13 protein-coding genes, 2 tRNA genes and 1 pseudogene are annotated in these 16,472 nt (G+C 63.0%); 7 read left to right on the top strand and 9 right to left on the bottom strand.

Annotated features, from left to right (window positions below; translation table 11 throughout):
* Positions 1-48 precede the first annotated feature (48 nt).
* From ACO6D6_RS07670 to tig, 6 genes and pseudogenes are all read right to left on the bottom strand, one after another.
* Positions 49-3,246 carry a S41 family peptidase gene (locus ACO6D6_RS07670; protein ID WP_484784625.1) on the bottom strand — a complete coding sequence of 1,066 codons (3,198 nt, stop codon included), beginning with the start codon at positions 3,244-3,246 and terminating at the stop codon, positions 49-51.
* Positions 3,247-3,281: 35 nt separating this feature from the next.
* Positions 3,282-4,565 (bottom strand): ATP-dependent Clp protease ATP-binding subunit ClpX, encoded by a 1,284-nt coding sequence (gene clpX, locus ACO6D6_RS07665; RefSeq protein ID WP_484784624.1) that lies wholly within the window; start codon positions 4,563-4,565, stop codon positions 3,282-3,284.
* 95 nt (positions 4,566-4,660) lie between these two features.
* Positions 4,661-5,263 (bottom strand): annotated as a pseudogene (locus ACO6D6_RS07660) (ATP-dependent Clp protease proteolytic subunit); the annotation flags it as partial.
* 2 nt (positions 5,264-5,265) lie between these two features.
* Positions 5,266-5,862, bottom strand: a complete 597-nt coding sequence (locus ACO6D6_RS07655) for an ATP-dependent Clp protease proteolytic subunit (protein WP_041697567.1) — start codon at positions 5,860-5,862, stop codon at positions 5,266-5,268.
* Between the two features lie 104 nt (positions 5,863-5,966).
* Positions 5,967-7,133 carry an AI-2E family transporter gene (locus ACO6D6_RS07650; protein WP_484784622.1) on the bottom strand — a complete coding sequence of 389 codons (1,167 nt, stop codon included), beginning with the start codon at positions 7,131-7,133 and terminating at the stop codon, positions 5,967-5,969.
* Positions 7,134-7,137: 4 nt separating this feature from the next.
* On the bottom strand, positions 7,138-8,547 hold the full coding sequence (gene tig / locus ACO6D6_RS07645) for a trigger factor (protein ID WP_484784620.1): 1,410 nt from the start codon (positions 8,545-8,547) through the stop codon (positions 7,138-7,140).
* Between the two features lie 115 nt (positions 8,548-8,662).
* Here tig and ACO6D6_RS07640 point away from each other — a divergent pair, with 115 nt between their 5' ends.
* The 5 genes from ACO6D6_RS07640 to ACO6D6_RS07620 all read left to right on the top strand — a co-directional run bounded on the left by ACO6D6_RS07640 (position 8,663) and on the right by ACO6D6_RS07620 (position 11,916).
* A complete protein-coding gene (locus ACO6D6_RS07640) occupies positions 8,663-10,135 on the top strand; it encodes an ATP-binding protein (protein WP_484784618.1) in 1,473 nt (490 codons plus the stop codon).
* The gene (locus ACO6D6_RS07635) at positions 10,132-11,169 is read left to right on the top strand and encodes a tetratricopeptide repeat protein (protein WP_484784617.1); all 1,038 of its coding nucleotides are present in this window, start codon (positions 10,132-10,134) and stop codon (positions 11,167-11,169) included. The genes ACO6D6_RS07640 and ACO6D6_RS07635 overlap by 4 nt, the downstream gene beginning before the upstream one ends.
* Before the next feature lie 67 nt (positions 11,170-11,236).
* Positions 11,237-11,310 (top strand) — tRNA-Gly (locus ACO6D6_RS07630).
* A gap of 86 nt (positions 11,311-11,396) precedes the next feature.
* Positions 11,397-11,774 carry a phage holin family protein gene (locus tag ACO6D6_RS07625; RefSeq protein ID WP_484784615.1) on the top strand — a complete coding sequence of 126 codons (378 nt, stop codon included), beginning with the start codon at positions 11,397-11,399 and terminating at the stop codon, positions 11,772-11,774.
* A gap of 66 nt (positions 11,775-11,840) precedes the next feature.
* Positions 11,841-11,916: transfer RNA gene (locus ACO6D6_RS07620), tRNA-Pro, on the top strand.
* A 168-nt stretch (positions 11,917-12,084) separates the two neighbouring features.
* Here ACO6D6_RS07620 and ACO6D6_RS07615 read toward each other — a convergent pair.
* Together ACO6D6_RS07615 and ACO6D6_RS07610 are read right to left on the bottom strand one after the other, a co-directional pair.
* Positions 12,085-12,228, bottom strand: a complete 144-nt coding sequence (locus ACO6D6_RS07615) for a hypothetical protein (protein WP_484784613.1) — start codon at positions 12,226-12,228, stop codon at positions 12,085-12,087.
* Positions 12,229-12,486 carry a hypothetical protein gene (locus ACO6D6_RS07610; protein ID WP_126378279.1) on the bottom strand — a complete coding sequence of 86 codons (258 nt, stop codon included), beginning with the start codon at positions 12,484-12,486 and terminating at the stop codon, positions 12,229-12,231.
* A 367-nt stretch (positions 12,487-12,853) separates the two neighbouring features.
* Between ACO6D6_RS07610 and ACO6D6_RS07605 the strand changes: the two genes are divergently transcribed.
* Complete coding sequence (locus tag ACO6D6_RS07605) at positions 12,854-13,606, top strand: CPBP family glutamic-type intramembrane protease (RefSeq protein WP_126378282.1); 753 nt, start codon at positions 12,854-12,856, stop codon at positions 13,604-13,606.
* A gap of 60 nt (positions 13,607-13,666) precedes the next feature.
* On the opposite strand, the gene ACO6D6_RS07600 is transcribed toward ACO6D6_RS07605, so the two are convergent.
* Entirely contained in the window at positions 13,667-14,206 is a 540-nt protein-coding gene (locus tag ACO6D6_RS07600; protein ID WP_126378284.1) for an RICIN domain-containing protein, read from the bottom strand.
* Positions 14,207-15,202: 996 nt separating this feature from the next.
* Between ACO6D6_RS07600 and ACO6D6_RS07595 the strand changes: the two genes are divergently transcribed.
* Complete coding sequence (locus ACO6D6_RS07595) at positions 15,203-15,700, top strand: transposase family protein (RefSeq protein ID WP_484784610.1); 498 nt, start codon at positions 15,203-15,205, stop codon at positions 15,698-15,700.
* Positions 15,701-16,472: the final 772 nt, after the last annotated feature.

Below are 16,472 nucleotides of genomic sequence, written 5' to 3'. Positions count from 1 at the left end.
GGGGGTCATCGCCGGTGAAACGGCGATGACCCCCTTCTGGTTGCCGGTTCAGCCGGTGAAGGCCGCCGGGGGCAGCTCCGGGGGCGCCATCGCGGGTTTCTCCTCCAGGCGGGCCAGGGCCTCGTCGACGGCGACGTCAAGTTGCAGATCCGCGCCGTTCTCCCAGTCGGATGGTCCCAGGGGAACCTCGATGTCGGGGTCGGTTCCGTGGTTCTCCACCCCGAAACCGTGCCGGTGGAAGGCGAAGGCGTAGCGGGGCTGGGTCACGCTGGTGCCGTCGATCAGCTCGAATCGCCCGTCGATCCCGATCACCCCACCCCAGCTGCGCTCCCCCACCACGGGACCGAGCCCGAGGTTCTGGGCGGCGGCGGTGATGATGTCGCCGTCGGATCCCGCGTAGGGATTGGTGATGAACACCACCGGTCCGCGCATGCCCTGTATCGGATACGGTTCCGGTGCATCCATGTGCCGGGCGTAGCCCCAGCCGACGACGGTCCGCGTCAACCGTTCCAGCACCAGCGACGACGTGTGTCCGCCGCCGTTGTACCGCACGTCCACCACCACCGCCTCGCAGCGGGAGGCCTGATCGATGAGCCGGTGGAACTCGGCCCAGCCCTCGGCCATCATGTTCGGGACGTGCACGTAGCCGACCCGTCCCCGTGAGCGTTCCCTGACCCGCTCGGCCCGGGAGGCCACCCATTCGTGGTAGCGCAACCCGGCCTCGCTGGCCACGGGAACCACCGCCACTCTTCGTTTCGAATCTCCCCGGGCCAGGGTCAGTTCGACGGCGGTGCCCGCCGCCCCCAGCAGCAACGCATTGATGTCGGGAACTCCCGCAGTGGGTTTCCCGTCGACGGCCACGATCACGTCCCCCGCCCGGGCGGCCACCCCCGCTGCGCGCAGCGGGGAACGGGCCTTGGGGTCGGAGGATTCGCCGTCGAGGATGCGGTTTATGACGACCTCGCCCTTCTCGTTGCGTCCCAGCTCCGCTCCCAACCAGGCCACCTTCTCCTCCCCGTGCCCGCCGGTGGGGGTGACGTAGGCGTGGGAGGTGTTGAGTTCCGCGTTCGTCTCCACGAGCACGTCGATGAGGTCGTCATGGGTGGCGATCCTTTCCAGCAGCGGCCGGTAGCCCGCGCACACCGCGTCCCAGTCGATGCCGTTCATGTCCTCACGCCAGTAGTGGTCGCGCATCAGCCGGGCGTTCTCGTCGAACATCTGCCGCCACTCGTCGCGCGGGAGCAGCTGGCGGCGCAGCCGGTTCAGGTTCACGGGGATGCGGTCCTCGTCCTCGGCTCGCGCATCGGCCGGCTGCACCCACAGATCGTCACCGTTGCGAACCACCAGTTGTTTGCCGTCCCCGCTGACCGCGGCGTCGTCGCAGGCGTCGACCACCACGGTCAGTTTGCGTTTGGCGAGGTCGTAGGCCTCGATGCTGTCCTTCGTTTCCTGGCCCGGCAGCTGCCCGGCGCCGAGCACCCCGGTGTGCGGGGCGAGACGTCGCCACAAAAGCCCCTCAGCGGTGGCGCAGAGCCCGTCGTAGCGGCCTGCCGGCACGGGCAGCGGAACCATCCGCTCCTCCGCGCCATCGATGTCAAGGACGACATCCGCCTCCGGTTTCTCGTCCTTCGCCTCCGATTCCGGTTTCCCGGTCTCGCTGATGGCCCAGCCGTCGGCGGACGGCCCGAACGGAACGGGATCCTCCGCGCTCAGGGGAATCACGTAGGGACGCACGGTGTTGGTGAAACCGAGATCGAAATTGATCTCGTCGTAGGCGGGATCGATGGTCCGGCTGGACAGGAAGTACAGGTAGCGGCCGTCGAGACTGAACGTGGGTGAGAAATCGTTGAACTGTCCACGGGTCAGTTCGAAGGGCCGGTCCTTTGTGAGGTCATGTCCGACGAGCCGCCCCAACGTGCCCTCGTTCCCGATCGTCTCCCGCCACACCAGGTAGCGCCCGCCGGGGCTGAAGGCCAGGCCGGTCGCCTCCCCTTGCCGCGACCTCCCGACTTTCCTGACCGTGTTCTCGGTGACGTTCACCACGAGCACCGCACCGTCGTGGGAGGCCACGGCCACCTCGGAACCCTCCGGGTTCGCCGCGAGCGCAAGTACCCGCCCCAACCGGCCGTGCCCGATCCGACGGGGATCGTCCTGGCCGTCGAAGGACGCGACCTCCAGGCAATCCTCGCCCTCCGCGTCGGTGGCCCAGATGCCCTTCCCCGTGTTACCGAGCGGGATCGCCTCCCGGATCCGCACGCCGGGACGAGCGCTCAGGGCACGGGCCGGACCGGAGCGGTGGGTCAGGAACCACGCCTGTCCCCGCCACTCCACGAGGGAACCGTCACCGCCGTGATCCGGTGCCACGGACTCCAACCGGTCCAGCGCCCCGACGGTGACGGGAAGCGGTTCACCCAGTGCGAGATCGACCGGGATCTCCCGCGGCTCGGAGTCCAGGGAGTCGAGAACATGCAGCCTCCCGCGGGCATGGAAGACAACCCGCCTGCCATCCGTCGTGGCATCCCGGCAGTAACCGTCGGTGAATGTGTGCGCGGTGTGGGCCCGCAGGTCGCTGCCGTCCGGTTCCACGCTCCACACCTGGGCCTGTTCCCCCGGCTTCTCCGGGAGCTGCGCGCCGAGATCCGAGGTGAAGACGATGCGCTCCCCAACCCAGCAGGGACCGGCCAGGCTCGCGGTCTCCCCGGGAAGCAGCCGCGCCCAATCGCCCTGCCGGACATCGGAAACCCAGACCCGGTTGACCATGCCACCCCGGTAACGCTTCCACTGTTCCGGTCCGCGGAAATTCGGGGAGGCCAACACCACCCGGCCGTCCGGGTTCCGGTCGGCGGCCGAGGCGGGTCCCCACGGCAGCCGTTCCAGCTCACCGTCCAAGGAAACCGAGTACAGCCAGGAAAGCGCCCGCAGGGCCTCGTTGTGCATGGCGGCCACCAGCACGTGGTCCTCGTCCAGCCAGCCGCACACCTGCATGCGGGAAGCGCTCAACCACGTGAGGCGGCGCCGCCCGCCCTCCAGGTCAAGAACGTGAAGATCCTGGTTGCCCAGGTCGCCGGCCACGAACCCCACCCGTTTCCCCGAGGGTGAGAAACGGGGGCTGCGCGCTGGAACATGTTCGGAGGTCAGGCGGTGAGCCCGACCTCCCGAGATCGTCGTCAACCAGAGATCATCATCGGCGACAAAGACCACCTGGTCCTCATTGAGATGTGGATAGCGCAGATAACCAGGATTCATGGCGTCAAACCTACCCGAAGAAGCGCCGGGAAATGTCAGGCCGACAAGTCCCGGCGCCTAGCCACACGGGAGGAGGCCACCAACTCAGGTTGCGCTTTTCCGAGAACCGCCTCGCGGGTCACGACGACCTGCGCCACGTCCTCCGCGGAGGGCACCTCGAACATCACGTCGAGCAGCAGCTCCTCGAGGATCGCCCGCAGGCCACGGGCCCCGGTGCCACGTTCCAGGGCCAGCTCCGCGATGGCGTCGATGGCCTCGTCGGTGAAGTCCAGCTGCACCCCGTCGAGCTCGAAGAGGCGGGCGAACTGTTTGGTCAGGGCGTTGCGGGGCTCGACGAGGATCCGGTTCAGGGCCTCGCGGTCCAGCGGCGAGACCGTCGAGATCATGGGCAGACGCCCGATGAACTCCGGGATCAGGCCAAATTTGTGCAGGTCCTCAGGACGGACCTCGGAGAAGGGATCGGTCACTTCCTTCCGGGCCGTGGTATCGACGCTGAAACCAAGGGGCCGCTTCCCGATGCGGGAATTGATGATTTCGTCGAGGCCCGCAAAGGCCCCACCGACAATGAACAACACCTTGGTGGTGTCGATCTGGAGGAAATCTTGGTGTGGATGCTTGCGTCCACCCTGAGGAGGAACCGAGGCGACGGTTCCCTCGAGGATTTTCAACAGCGCCTGTTGAACCCCCTCACCGGAAACATCGCGGGTTATCGATGGATTTTCGGATTTGCGCGCCACCTTGTCGATCTCATCTATGTAGATGATCCCGGTCTCGGCTTTCTTGATGTCGAAATCGGCCGCCTGGATGAGCTTCAGAAGGATGTTCTCGACATCCTCGCCCACGTAGCCGGCCTCGGTGAGGGCAGTCGCATCGGCCATTGCGAAGGGAACGTTGAGCATCTTCGCCAAGGTCTGGGCGAGATAGGTCTTACCGCAACCGGTGGGTCCGATCAGCAGAATGTTCGACTTCCCCACCTCCACGGGTTCTTCGCCCTGACGCGCACGGCCGATGCGGGTCTGCTCGGAGGTGATGCGCTTGTAGTGGTTGTAGACGGCGACCGCGAGCGCTTTCTTGGCCGCGTCCTGTCCGATCACGTACTGGTCGAGGAAATCGCGAATCTCCTTGGGCTTGGGAAGTTCTTCCTGCAACCCGAAGGTCTCGACCCTGGGAAATTCTTCCTCGATGATCTCGTTGCACAACCCGATGCACTCATCGCAGATGTAGACGCCGTCACCCGCGATGAGGCGCTTGACCTGTTTCTGCGACTTGGTGCAGAAGTTGCACTTGAAGACCTCGCTGGTCTCACCGATCCGTGGCACCGGAAACTCCACTCTGTCCGTCAATTAACGACTGGCTACAACCTTACTCGCCAGGGTGTCATTCCGTGACGCAACACCCTGACGAGCCCCGAGGTTCAGGCCCCGACGTCCTTGAGGGAGGTCAGGATGTCGTCGACGATTCCATATTCAACCGCCTCCTGGGCGGTCAGGTACTTGTCGCGTTCGATGTCGCGGCTGACCTTCGTTACGGCCTGCCCGGTGTCAGCGGCGAGCATGTTCTCCATCAGCTCGCGGATGCGCATTATCTCCTTGGCCTGGATCTCCAGGTCGGAGCTCTGGCCGTAGCCCCCCTCGGTGGCGGGCTGGTGGATGAGGATGCGGCTGTTGGGAAGCGCCAGGCGCTTGCCCTTGGTGCCCGCCGCGAGCAGGAGCGCGGCGGCGGAGGCGGCCTGCCCGAGGCAGACGGTCTGGATGTCCGGCTTGATGTAGCGCATGGTGTCGTAGATGGCGGTGAGGGCCGTGAACGAGCCACCGGGCGAGTTGATGTAGATGGAGATCTGCCGTTCCGCGTCCATCGACTGGAGACACAGCAGCTGGGCCATCACCGCGTTGGCGATTTCGTCGCTGATCGGCGTGCCGAGGAAGATGATCCGGTCCTCGAACAGCTTCGTGTAGGGATCGACGCGACGCACGCCGTAGCTGGTGCGTTCCTCCCACTGGGGAATGTAGTAGTTGCTGGTCACTTGTTGGGAGCCTCCGAGTTGATCTGGGACGCACGCTCGTAGACGTGGTCGATGAAACCGTATTCAAGAGCCTGCTCGGCCGTGAACCAGCGATCCCGGTCCGAGTCGGCCTCGATCTGCTCCACGCTCTGGCCGGTGTGCTGCGCGATGAGCTGGGCCATGGTCTTCTTGATGTGCAGCGACTGTTCCGCCTGGATCCGGATGTCGGAGGCGGTGCCACCCAGCCCACCGGAGGGCTGGTGCATCATGATGCGGCTGTGCGGCAGGGCGTAACGCTTGCCGGGGGTGCCCGCCGAGAGCAGGAACTGTCCCATGGAGGCCGCGAGTCCCATCGCCACCGTGGCGACATCGTTGCTGATCCACTGCATGGTGTCGAAGATGGCCATGCCGGAGTCGACGGACCCACCGGGGCTGTTGATGTAGAGGTAGATGTCGGAGTTTGGGTCCTCGGCGTTCAGCAGCAGCATCTGGGCGCAGATCGCGTTCGCGTTCTCGTCGCGCACCTCGGAACCCAGAAAGATGATGCGGTTGGCCAGCAGGGAGGAGTAGACGTTGTCCGTCATCCCCAGACCCGGAGCCTGCGGGGCCGCCATTGAGATGTCGTTTCGCTTGTCGGTCACGCCATACAACGTACCGACTCCGGGCGATTTTCCAAGGATGGCCCGCCCTGATCACTCAGTAGCGACGCCTGTTCTTTTCACTCAGCAGCGACATCCGCCCTGGAATCGTCGCAATCATCGGTTTCTCCGGGCTCGTCGGCCTCCCCTGGATCGCCGTCCGCCACGGATTCCTCGCAGTCGCTGGTGTCCACGGAATCGGGACTCGAGGAGATCAGGGCGCCCACCCAGCGGGCTCTCGGGTCGTTGTCGAGCAGGAGGGATTTCACCATGAGCGTCAACGGCAGGGCCAGGAGGGCGCCGAGGGCCCCGAAGACCGCGGTCCACAGCAGCAGCGACACGAAGGAGACCACCGGGGTGATGCCGACGGCGTCACCGGTGAACTTCGGCTGGATCACCGACTGGATCACGAAGTTCAGGACGCAGTAGGCGATTACCACGATCAACGCCTCGGTGGGTCCCTTCTCCAGAAGAGCCAGCAGCGCGGGCGGGATCAGCCCGATGAAGAAACCGACGTTGGGAATGTAGTTGGTGATGAAACTCAGCACCACCCACACCAGCGGGAGCGACACCCCCACGATCACGAGGACGATACCGTCCAGGATTGCGACTATGAGACCGAACAGGCTGGTCACCAGCCAGTACCGGCGGATGCCCAGGGCGAACCCCTCCAGGGAACTCGTGAAACTGGGATGCAGCCTGTCGGTGATGGCCAGTCGTTTGGCCATCGAGGGCAGGTCGGCCACCAGGAAGGCCAGGCAGATCAGTATCACGGTCATGGTGCCCGTCGCGCTCGACGCCTGGCTGACGACGTTGCCCACGAGATCGAGCACGTTCGACGGCGAAACCGATTTGAGCTGTTCCAGCAGCGCTGCCTCGTCGAAACCCAGCGTGCCCAGCCACGCGATCAGCTGCTTGTAAAGCTGGGTGAACTGAGGTCCGTAGGAGGTGAGCGAGGCCACCATGGAGGTGCCCGCCCATACGATGCTCCCGGTGGCGAGCACCAGGACCAGCAGCAGCATCACCCCCGTGATCAGGGCCGCCAACGCACGGGGGACACGATGCTTCTCGAGCCACCGGTACACCGGGTAGGCGGTGATCACCAGGTTGATGGCGAGGAATGTGGGGGCCAGTACCGAGCTGAACTCCTTGAACAGGCCGAAGGTCAGCGCGACGGCGCCAAGAACCACGACGGCCATGACGAACAAGGGGAGTCTGCCCGTCCCGGGCTTCTCGGTGGCCCCCACCAGATCACTCCGACTTCTCGGCCTCGGAGGACTCCTCAGACCCGGCTTCCTCGGTTCCGGAGGCTTCCGTTTCCTCCTCGGCTTCGGGGGCCTGCGGGGTCATCTCGACGGGTTCCCCCTCGGAATCGGTCACCTTCGCGGCCTCACAGATGGCGGCGAGCGCCTTACCGCGACGAATCTCCTGCTGCCACTCGAACATGTGGTTGTGTTCCATCATGTGGTTGACCACTTCCTGCGGCGTGGTGCGCTGCTCGGTGGCCCTGCGGAGGATCAGCTCGGTGAACTCCTGCTGGGAGACGGGAACCTCGTTTTCGTCGACGTACTTGTCGAGGAGCAGCTGGGCACGCAGCGCCTGGGTGGAACGCTCATCCACCTGCGCCCAGAACGCGTCGGCGTCCTCCGCGTCCTCGTCCTCGGCCTGCTCCAAGTAGGTTTCAACGGTCAGTCCGGCCCGCGCCAGCTGATCGGAGACCTGGTTGCGGCGGGCCTCGAGTTCACGGGCCAGCACGGCAACCGGCACCTCGAAGTCGACCTGCGCGAGGGCGGCCTCCAGGATCTTGTCCCGGGCCTCGGCGATCTGCTCGGCCTTGGCCTGGGCCAGGACCGCCTTGGACAGGTCCTCGCGCATCTCCTCGACGGTGTCGAACTCGGAGATCAGCTGGGCGAACTCGTCATCCAGCGCGGGCAGTTCCTCCTCGGCCACCTGCGTGACGGTGACCGTGATGTCAGCCTCCTGGCCACGGAAGGGCCCACCGATCAGGGTGGACGCGAAGGTCTTCGACTCCCCCGCCTTGAGACCACGAACGGCCTCGTCGAGTCCGTCGAGCATCCCGGCCTCCTCACCGACGGTGAGGGTGACACCGGTGGCGGACGCCTCCGGCAGCTCCTCCCCGTTCTGGGAAGCGGTCAGGTCGATGGTGAGGACGTCACCCTCCTGGGCTTCACGGTCGAGCTCCGTGGTGGTGGCGAACCGCTTGCGGAGCAGCGCGATGCGCTCCTCCACCTCGTCGTCGAGCGACGGCAGGGCGTCGACCGTGGTCTCGATGGCCGTGAAGTCCGGAAGGTCGAATTCGGGTCGGATGTCGACCTCTGCCGTGAACTCGACGAGTTCGCCGTCCTCCAGTTTGGTGATCTCAATCTCGGGCTGGGCGAGCGGCACCACTTTGGCCTCGACCATGGCCGCCTCGTACGCGGGCTGGATGGCCTCGTTGATGGCCTCCTGGAGGACCACTCCCCGACCGAAACGCTGGTCGATGACGACAGCAGGCACCTTGCCCTTGCGGAATCCTGGGATGCTGACCTGCTCTGCGATCTCCTTGTAGGCCTTGTCGAGATGGGGCTTGAGATCAGCGAAGGGGATCTCTACGGTTAGCTTGACCCTCGTGGGGCTCAGCTGCTCTACGGTGCTGGGCACGAATCGACTCCTGAACTTGAAATGGTCGCCGCAAGTTTAACCAAGGGCGTCCGGGCCGACCAACCGTGACGTGCGCACCTGCCGGATTGTCAGGGCCAGCCCCTACGATTGCTCCATGCCGAATCCCCTCATCGACTCGTTGCTGCAGGTCCTGTCCGACCGGCCCGATGATGTTCCGTTGCGCCTCCACGTGGTGGAGCTTCTGATAGCCGACGGCCGGGGCTCGGAGGCCGTCCAGCACTGCGCCGTCGCCTTGCAGCAGGACCCCTCGAATCAGCAGGCCCACGCGCTGCTCGGCCAGGCCTTCCCCACCCCGGCAACCCCGTCCCCCACCCAGGAAACAACTGCGGCACCGATGCCACCCGCACCGGAACCGACCTACCAACCCCGGGAAACCCCCGCGGCCCCGGCATCGCCACCCACCCCGGACCAAGAGGATCAGGCCATCCCTGCGGAACCGGGCCAGGACACGGGAACGGAGCATCCCGCGGAACCGAACCAAGAAACGGGAACGGGGCAGCCGGCGGAACCGAACCAGGACACGGGGAACCCGGCAACGGAACCGGAACCGGGACAGGCGGGTTTCAGCTGGTCACGGGCGGAAGAGCAATTCGAGGACGGCCCGGCGCCGCGTTTCGTGGCGGATTCCGGATCCGGGGAACCGGCACTGGAACGGGTCCACGAGGACGACGGGGCGCGCCCCGAGGACGTCTGGGAAATTGAGAGAACGACCCTCACCCTCGCCGATGTCGGCGGCATGGAACACGTCAAGGAACGCCTGGAGGTCTCCTTCCTGGCCCCCATGCGCAACCCTGAGATGCGGAAACTCTTCGGCAAGAGCCTGCGGGGAGGCCTGCTGCTGTACGGACCCCCGGGATGCGGCAAAACCTTCATCGCCCGCGCCGTGGCGGGAGAGATGGGGGCCTCGTTCATGAACGTGACCCTCTCGGACGTGCTCGACATGTTCCTGGGGCAGTCGGAGGGCAAACTGCATGACCTGTTCCAGGCGGCCAGGCGCGCCGCTCCGGTGGTGCTGTTCCTCGATGAGCTGGACGCCATAGGGGCGAAACGCACGCTCACGCGTTTCAGCGGCATGCGCAACGTGATCAACCAGCTTCTGCAGGAACTCGACGGCGTCAACACCAACAACGAGGGATTGTTCACGCTCGCGGCGACGAACGCGCCGTGGGACGTGGATTCGGCTCTGCGCAGACCGGGTCGCCTGGACCGCACCGTCCTGGTGCTGCCGCCCGACGAGCCCGCCAGAATGGCCATCCTGAAACACGATCTGGTTCGCCGCCCCGTCGAGGGCATCAACCTGGCCAAGTTGGCCCGGGACACGGACGGATTCACGGGAGCCGACCTCAGTCATCTGTGTGAGAGCGCAGCCGAACTGGCGATGATCGACTCAGTCCGCTCCGGCAGGCCGCGCATGATCGGCATGAAAGATTTCACCATGGCCCTCAAACAGGTCCAGCCCTCCGCCAGGGCCTGGTTCGAGACGGCCCGCAATGTCGTCACCTACGCCGATCCGAACGGTGAATACGCCGACCTCACCGCCTACATGAGGAAGAAGCGCCTGCTGTGACCGGATCCCAGCAGCAGGTGAGGCGCGCCGATGAGCTGATCACCCTGGGCCGCCACGAACAGGCACTGGCACTGCTGTACCCCATGCTGGGTGACGGCGAGGAGGACCAGGCGATGGTGCACTACCACATATCCAAGGCCCACATAGTGAGAAATGAACTGGAGCAGGCCGAATCCCATGCCCGGTCGGCGCTGGCCCTGGAGCCGGAGGACGTCTTCTCCCTGAGGTTGCTGGCCATCGCCCTGCACAGCCAGAAGAAATACCCCGAGGCCTTGAAGCTGCTGCAGGAAGCGATCCGCTTGGACCCAGAGGATTCGTACAGCCATGTGCGGCTTTCCTTCACCTACTCGGAGCTGATGTGGTTCACCATGGCCCGCTACGAGGCGGAAAAGGCCGTGGAGCTGGGACCGGATGATCCGAGCAGCTACATGGCCCTCGGCTTCGCACTGTTCGAGACGAACCCCAAGGAAGCGGAACAGGCCTACCGGAAAGTGCTGGAGCTGGAACCCAGCCACGTGGACGCCAAGCACAACCTCGCGATTCTGGCCCAGAACCAGGGGAACCTTGAGAAGGGAAGCTCCGGACTGGCGCAGGTGCTCGCCGAGGCGCCGAGCAACAGGGGTTCGGCCATGGTGTTGCACGGCTGGGTGTCGCAAGCCATCTGGACGGCGACGTTGACGCTGTTCGTGGGTGGCTTCTTTGCTGCTCTGCTCAGTGCCGAGAGCCCGATTCCCGGGTTCGTCATTTCCCTTCTGATGCTGGTGTTCATCACCTTCAAGACCTATCCGCATCTCAGGGCCATCCACAAGGGTGCGGGAAGCCGGTTCCTGCGGAGCTTCTTCAGGCAGGAACGACAGGTGACGGTCTGGGCCTGCCTCATCGTGCTCGCCTGGCTCGTCCAGTTCTGCAGCTTCCTGCTCGGCCTGATCTTTCCCGGGAGCAAAGCGCAGTTGTTCGCCCATGCCGCGCTGCCCATGGTGGTAGCGGGTATCGTGCTCGGTGTGAAGTACGCGCTCCGGCGCACCAATACCTGACTTCCCTGCTCCTCACACCTCCGAGCTGGGGATCTGTCGAGGAAGCTGCTAGACTCTCCGACGCTTCGCGGATGTAGCTCAATGGTAGAGCCCCAGTCTTCCAAACTGGCTACGCGGGTTCGATTCCCGTCATCCGCTCCAAGGACCTCCGGATCGGCTCACCCCGGAAGGCCCCTGCCCGGATCGCAGACACGGCCTTCGAAACATCAGTTGGGTACCGTGGATGCATGAGAACCCTTCTGAGACTCGTGGTGGGAGCGATCGCCACCGCAGCCGCCGTCTGGCTCATCCCGGGCATCCGGGTGGTTGCCGAGTCCGATCAGCAGTACGTCCTGATCCTGCTCGGCGTGGCGGCCATCATGGGGGTGGTGAACGCCGTCGTCAAACCGTTCACCCAGGTGCTGTCCTTCTGTCTAGTGCTGCTCACCTTCGGGTTGTTCCTGCTGGTGATCAACGCCGCCATGCTGCTGCTGACCGCCTGGGTGGCGCAGAAGTTCGGCATCGGTTTCTTCGTCGACGGGTTCTGGCCGGCGCTGTGGGGAAGCATCATCATAAGCGTCGTCAGCTCCCTGCTGGGTGGCGCCTACGGATCCGAGAAGGTCTGAGGGGTTCCCCGTTGGGCACCTGCGAGGGCTTGCAGTAGACTGCGCGGGTCCCCTCAAAAGGGCACCCGGGACGTAGCGTAGTGGCTAGCGCGCCTGCTTTGGGAGCAGGAGATCGCAGGTTCGAGTCCTGTCGTCCCGACCACACTCATCTTGTTCGAACACACGCCCTCGGAGTTCCGCTCCGGGGGCGTTTTCGCCGATGCAACAGGGGTGAGAGACACATCACCCGAACCAACAGCCGCCTCGACAAGCGCAGCCCTGCCAGCCGCCATTTCGCCCTCTTCGACCGGTTTCGCGTCGCTACGTGACCTCAGTGACCCACCCCAACGCGGCGGGCCGCCTGGTGGAGTCGGGTCACGATCTCCCGCGGCTCGGCGGTGACCACTACTCCGTCCGGGGCAAACGACTCGAGCAACTCGGGCAGGGCCGGGATCTCAATGGACCTGTCAGTCACCTACCGCTGTACCAGGATCGCGCCCGTGGCGTGCTCCAGAGCTGTCCGCCGGTCAGTGCGAGCGCCACGCATGGTTTTGCCATCAACCACGATCACCGTTCTTCTCTCGATGGTGTCAGTACACCTGTACATCCAGAACACCAGGCGAGCATTGAGGCCATCCGGGTCCAGGCTCTGAAGCGCCCTGCGGATCGTGGACTCCGACGGCAGCTTCTGCTCTTTCTCCAGACCCAGTTCGGCCAGGTCAGAGAAGTTCAAATCAGTGGTATGCCCCTAGATCGCCATCAGGCTCCGACACCCCGCCACCGCCAAAGACAAGACCGAGAGGCAGACAGTGACGTATCCCGCGTCTGTCCCTGGGATCGGTCATGTTCTGGAGGGCACGGGCCACAGGCTGGCGTGACAGGGCGGGGTGGTGGTGGGTAGATGACATCAGCGCAGGCTCCCCGGGACTGGGTTGATTAGGCATCACTCATCGCCCTCTGCGGGGCCCGCTCCCCCATTTCGACGACACACCAACCCCTTGTCAAACCACCCCCGCTCCCCCACCCATCAACTTCGCCGACCCCCTGCATTGCTACTATATTGATTGCGGTAGCGAAAACTGACTGAGGAATGTCATAGTATGCAATCGAAATCTACTCAGCATCAAACGCTGAAACTGCTGAGTATCAACATACTATTTATATCTCTCTGGCTTATAACTTTACTCAACCCAGAGAGACTGAAAGTATTATGGTTTGCGGTTGTATTGCTGCTGGCGATCGTCTTCATCATAAAGAATAAAAATACATCGAAGTACGATATTCTCACAGGGATTGCCTTGGGTTGTTTGGCCATGCCGTCTCAAGTTGTCATGGGGGCATGCTCCATTGTTGCATACATTGGAGGCGCCAGCGTCTTCAAGAAAAGCAAAAACAAGATCGTCCTATTCAAGGCCACCAACATAAAAGAGATGATAAAGACAGTCGGCATCATGTTGATAGCGGGAGCGGTGCTGGCAGTTACCAACGTCCTCTTGGCGAAATCCTCTATAGAATTTAATTTTTCGATCGAACCCGAGTGGTTCCTGCGCGCATTCAAGGCCGGCGTGTCGGAAGAGGTTATTTTTCGCTTCTTTTTCTTTGCAGTGAGCATTTACTGCATCAAGGATGGAGTATTATCAAAATTCGATAATTTTTTGTGCTATGTCATCATGATACTGCCACACGTCTTGATACATTTTGACGCAACGACTTTCACGCTGAGCAATGTCGTGGTGTTGGCACTGTTGTTTGGATTGCCATTTGCCATCATGCAACGAAAACGTGATCTGAGCTCTGCAATCGGAGCTCATACGCTGGTCGATGCAGTACGATTCTGCGCATTTGGGGCATAGAGGACCGCAGCGACCACCCGGTAGCCCTTGGCGAGCTAATCCCGCCGCCCGGAGGCGAGTTCACTTGTTTTTGTTGGTATACGCGCGAACTACGAGCCACTGCTTGTCCCAACTGTTCTGGTCTCGATCTGCCTCGAACCAAGGAAACCAGCCGTTCTGGCCAGCCGAATCCATCGCAAGAAACTTACCCGAGTGAACCGACTGGAGAAAGTGGCCTACTCCGTCCGGGGATTCGAGCAATCGCCAGCGTTGCTGAGACTCTCCATGGTAACGCCACAAAACTGGTCGATTATCGCCATGCGGATCGGTTGTGGCGTCTAGGGTGAGGCCGCCGAGTTCAGCACGAATTGTGAACTCGCCAGCGTAACCAGTTGGCCACAGGGACCAGAACTGCTGCTGTTGCCCGTGAGTCGCCCATACAATGACCTTATCGCCGTTCTCCTTTTGGCAGCCGGTGTCGAGAGCAAGTCCACACTGTCGAGCGATAAACAAGAAGGGACCAACGCCGCGCTTGGCACGCTTCCGGCCCCTCGTCAGGTTGATCTCGCTGACGCCGATCTTCAATCCGGGTAGGCCTAATTCCACACTCAGTTTCGGCATGGCATGATTTTAGCCATCTGGGGAACAAACCGCCACCCGGCGAGTTGACTCTGTCCCGCGTCAAGCTTTCTGGCGGGCCGGTTGTGAGGGCATGACTTGGTGTCTGAGAGCAGGAGGACGTGTCATGGGATGACCACCGGTGTTCAGCCCGGAGACCAAGACCCGAATCGTGTTGAGCGCGCCATCCGGGGAGACCACCGTCGCCGAAGCGGCACACAAGGAGAAGGTCTCCGAGCAATCGATCGGCCGATAGAACGCCGACTCCCTCGAGGCGGGCAAAACCGCGCTGGCGACCGGGAAGTCCGACCCCTCGACCCGTGAGGCCCAGGTCGAAGACCTCACCCTTCGCACTAAGCGAAGCAGCGGTCGAGTTGCGGGTCTAGAAGAAGAGCGCGGCTTGGTGTCAAGTGGTGGAAGCAACGAGTAGGCGTTCGCATGCTTCGCGTGGAGTTGGGCCAACCCAAGCCGGAGGGCTGCACTCTCTCCGGGATCCTCCACCGCTGAAGCGCCATAGGTTCCCCGATTGTTCATGCCACACTTCCTCGGCGCCCCGGGTGCCCTTTACGGTCCTGCACCTGGTCAAGATGCTCACCACACACTGAGGCTTATTCATAGGGGTGTTTTGGTTTTCCTCAGCTAACGCTTTGTCCTGAAGGGGACGCGAGGGCTGCTTGCCCAATCTGAGATAATTCAAGGTGTAGAAACAAAAACCTCAGATGAAAGACAAGCCGCCGCCGTGAATACTACCACAAGCCTTGAGCGCGACCAGATCCTCAACCTGTGCGAACTGATCCACACATCCCGTTCCGGAAACCTTCCCGTAGCAGGGTCCCGTGTCCTGGGGTTGTTCCGCTGTATCCAGATCCATTTTGTTAATGCGCAGACACAATCTCACCCAAGAGTTGCTGGCCGACATCCTCATGGTCTCTCAAGCCACCATTTCACGAGTGGTGGCTGTCTACACCCCCTTGATCGCCGAAGTTCCTCCAAGCCCGGGTGCCCGGCGCGGGGGACCTCGACCCGGACCGCCAATACATCATCGACGGCACTCTGGCGCCCTGCTGGTCGTGGCACGACCACCCCGAACTGTACTCAGGCAAACACCACACGACGGGAGTGAACCTGCAAGTGGCCTGCACCCTGACCGGACAGCTCGCCTGGATCTCCCCACCCCTGCCGGGTAGTGTGCATGATGCGAAGGCAATCAAGGAATCCGGCTTCCTCGAGGCACTTGATGCCACGACGCATATTGGGGACAAGGGCTACATCGGATTGGGGATGATCACCCCTGTCCGGAAACCGACCCATGGTGAACTCACTGACACCGATAAAAGAAACAACACGGCCATCAATCGTGTCCGCTACCTCATCGAACGTGTCATCGCGAACGTCAAAACCTGGCGTGTTCTACACACCGATTACCGCCGCCCCTACGACACCTTCGAAACCACAATACAAGCCGTCACCGGACTCATCTTCGCCTACACCCCATGAATGAGCCTCACTGGCTCCATTCTCCACAAACCGGGTTGGGTGCGCCACCCCCACCAAGGCGACGCGACCGGCGTCCGGTGCGTCTGAAACACAAGCATGCCCCCTATAGACGGCCAGATCCTCCTTGTCACAAGGAAATAAAACCCGAGCGCGCGGGCGTCCTGAAACACTCCCAGAACCTACCTGCACCCGGAACTTTGAGGACCCGATGCGACATCGATCTTGCGGACTTTTCGGTCAGGGTCCTGCGTTTCAGGTGTGTTCACATCGGCTGTCACTGGCTGATACCCACACTCCCCCGCCATGTGTGATGTATCCCTCCGGGCAGACCACCGACACCGATCCATCACGGTCCAACCCCATGATCCACCGCAGCGAACATCCCGCCTGTAGTCTCTGCGCTATAAGCCACCCGGTCCTGCAATCGTGCAATATAACGCCGCACAACAGCCCCCTCCCTGACAGGCACTGTCGCTACGACCCCATGACACCGCCGTTACCGACTTACCCATCGCGGCAGCGCCATCCGGCACATCCGTCGCCAGCTACCCCACCGCATCAACCAGCCGTCGCAGCTCCGGCAAGGTGGGCTGGATGAGAAACGAAGGTTTGTTCGATGGGTGATGGGTGTCGCCGACCTGGTCTCATGGAGGGTTCTGCATACCACGAAGCTCTCCAGGGGCGGTGGTGTAATGGAGGGCGGCCTCGTCCGAGGCGAGGCACACATGTTTCACAGGCAGCCCCCAGCGTTTCCTGAGCCGGATCCGGTTCG

The sequence above is a fragment of the Arachnia sp. genome (assembly GCF_057238465.1).
The sequence above is the reverse complement of the archived record's forward strand: the minus strand, read 5'-3'. Positions and strand labels throughout refer to the sequence as shown.

Bases quoted from the DNA above. Each gene is read 5' to 3' on its own strand.
- ACO6D6_RS07600 (WP_126378284.1), bottom strand. From the start codon at position 14,206: ATGCCGAAACTGAGTGTGGAATTAGGCCTACCCGGATTGAAGATCGGC.
- ACO6D6_RS07625 (WP_484784615.1), top strand. From the start codon at position 11,397: ATGAGAACCCTTCTGAGACTCGTGGTGGGAGCGATCGCCACCGCAGCC.
- ACO6D6_RS07640 (WP_484784618.1), top strand. From the start codon at position 8,663: ATGCCGAATCCCCTCATCGACTCGTTGCTGCAGGTCCTGTCCGACCGG.
- ACO6D6_RS07655 (WP_041697567.1), bottom strand. From the start codon at position 5,862: ATGGCGGCCCCGCAGGCTCCGGGTCTGGGGATGACGGACAACGTCTAC.
- ACO6D6_RS07670 (WP_484784625.1), bottom strand. From the start codon at position 3,246: ATGAATCCTGGTTATCTGCGCTATCCACATCTCAATGAGGACCAGGTG.
- ACO6D6_RS07605 (WP_126378282.1), top strand. From the start codon at position 12,854: ATGCAATCGAAATCTACTCAGCATCAAACGCTGAAACTGCTGAGTATC.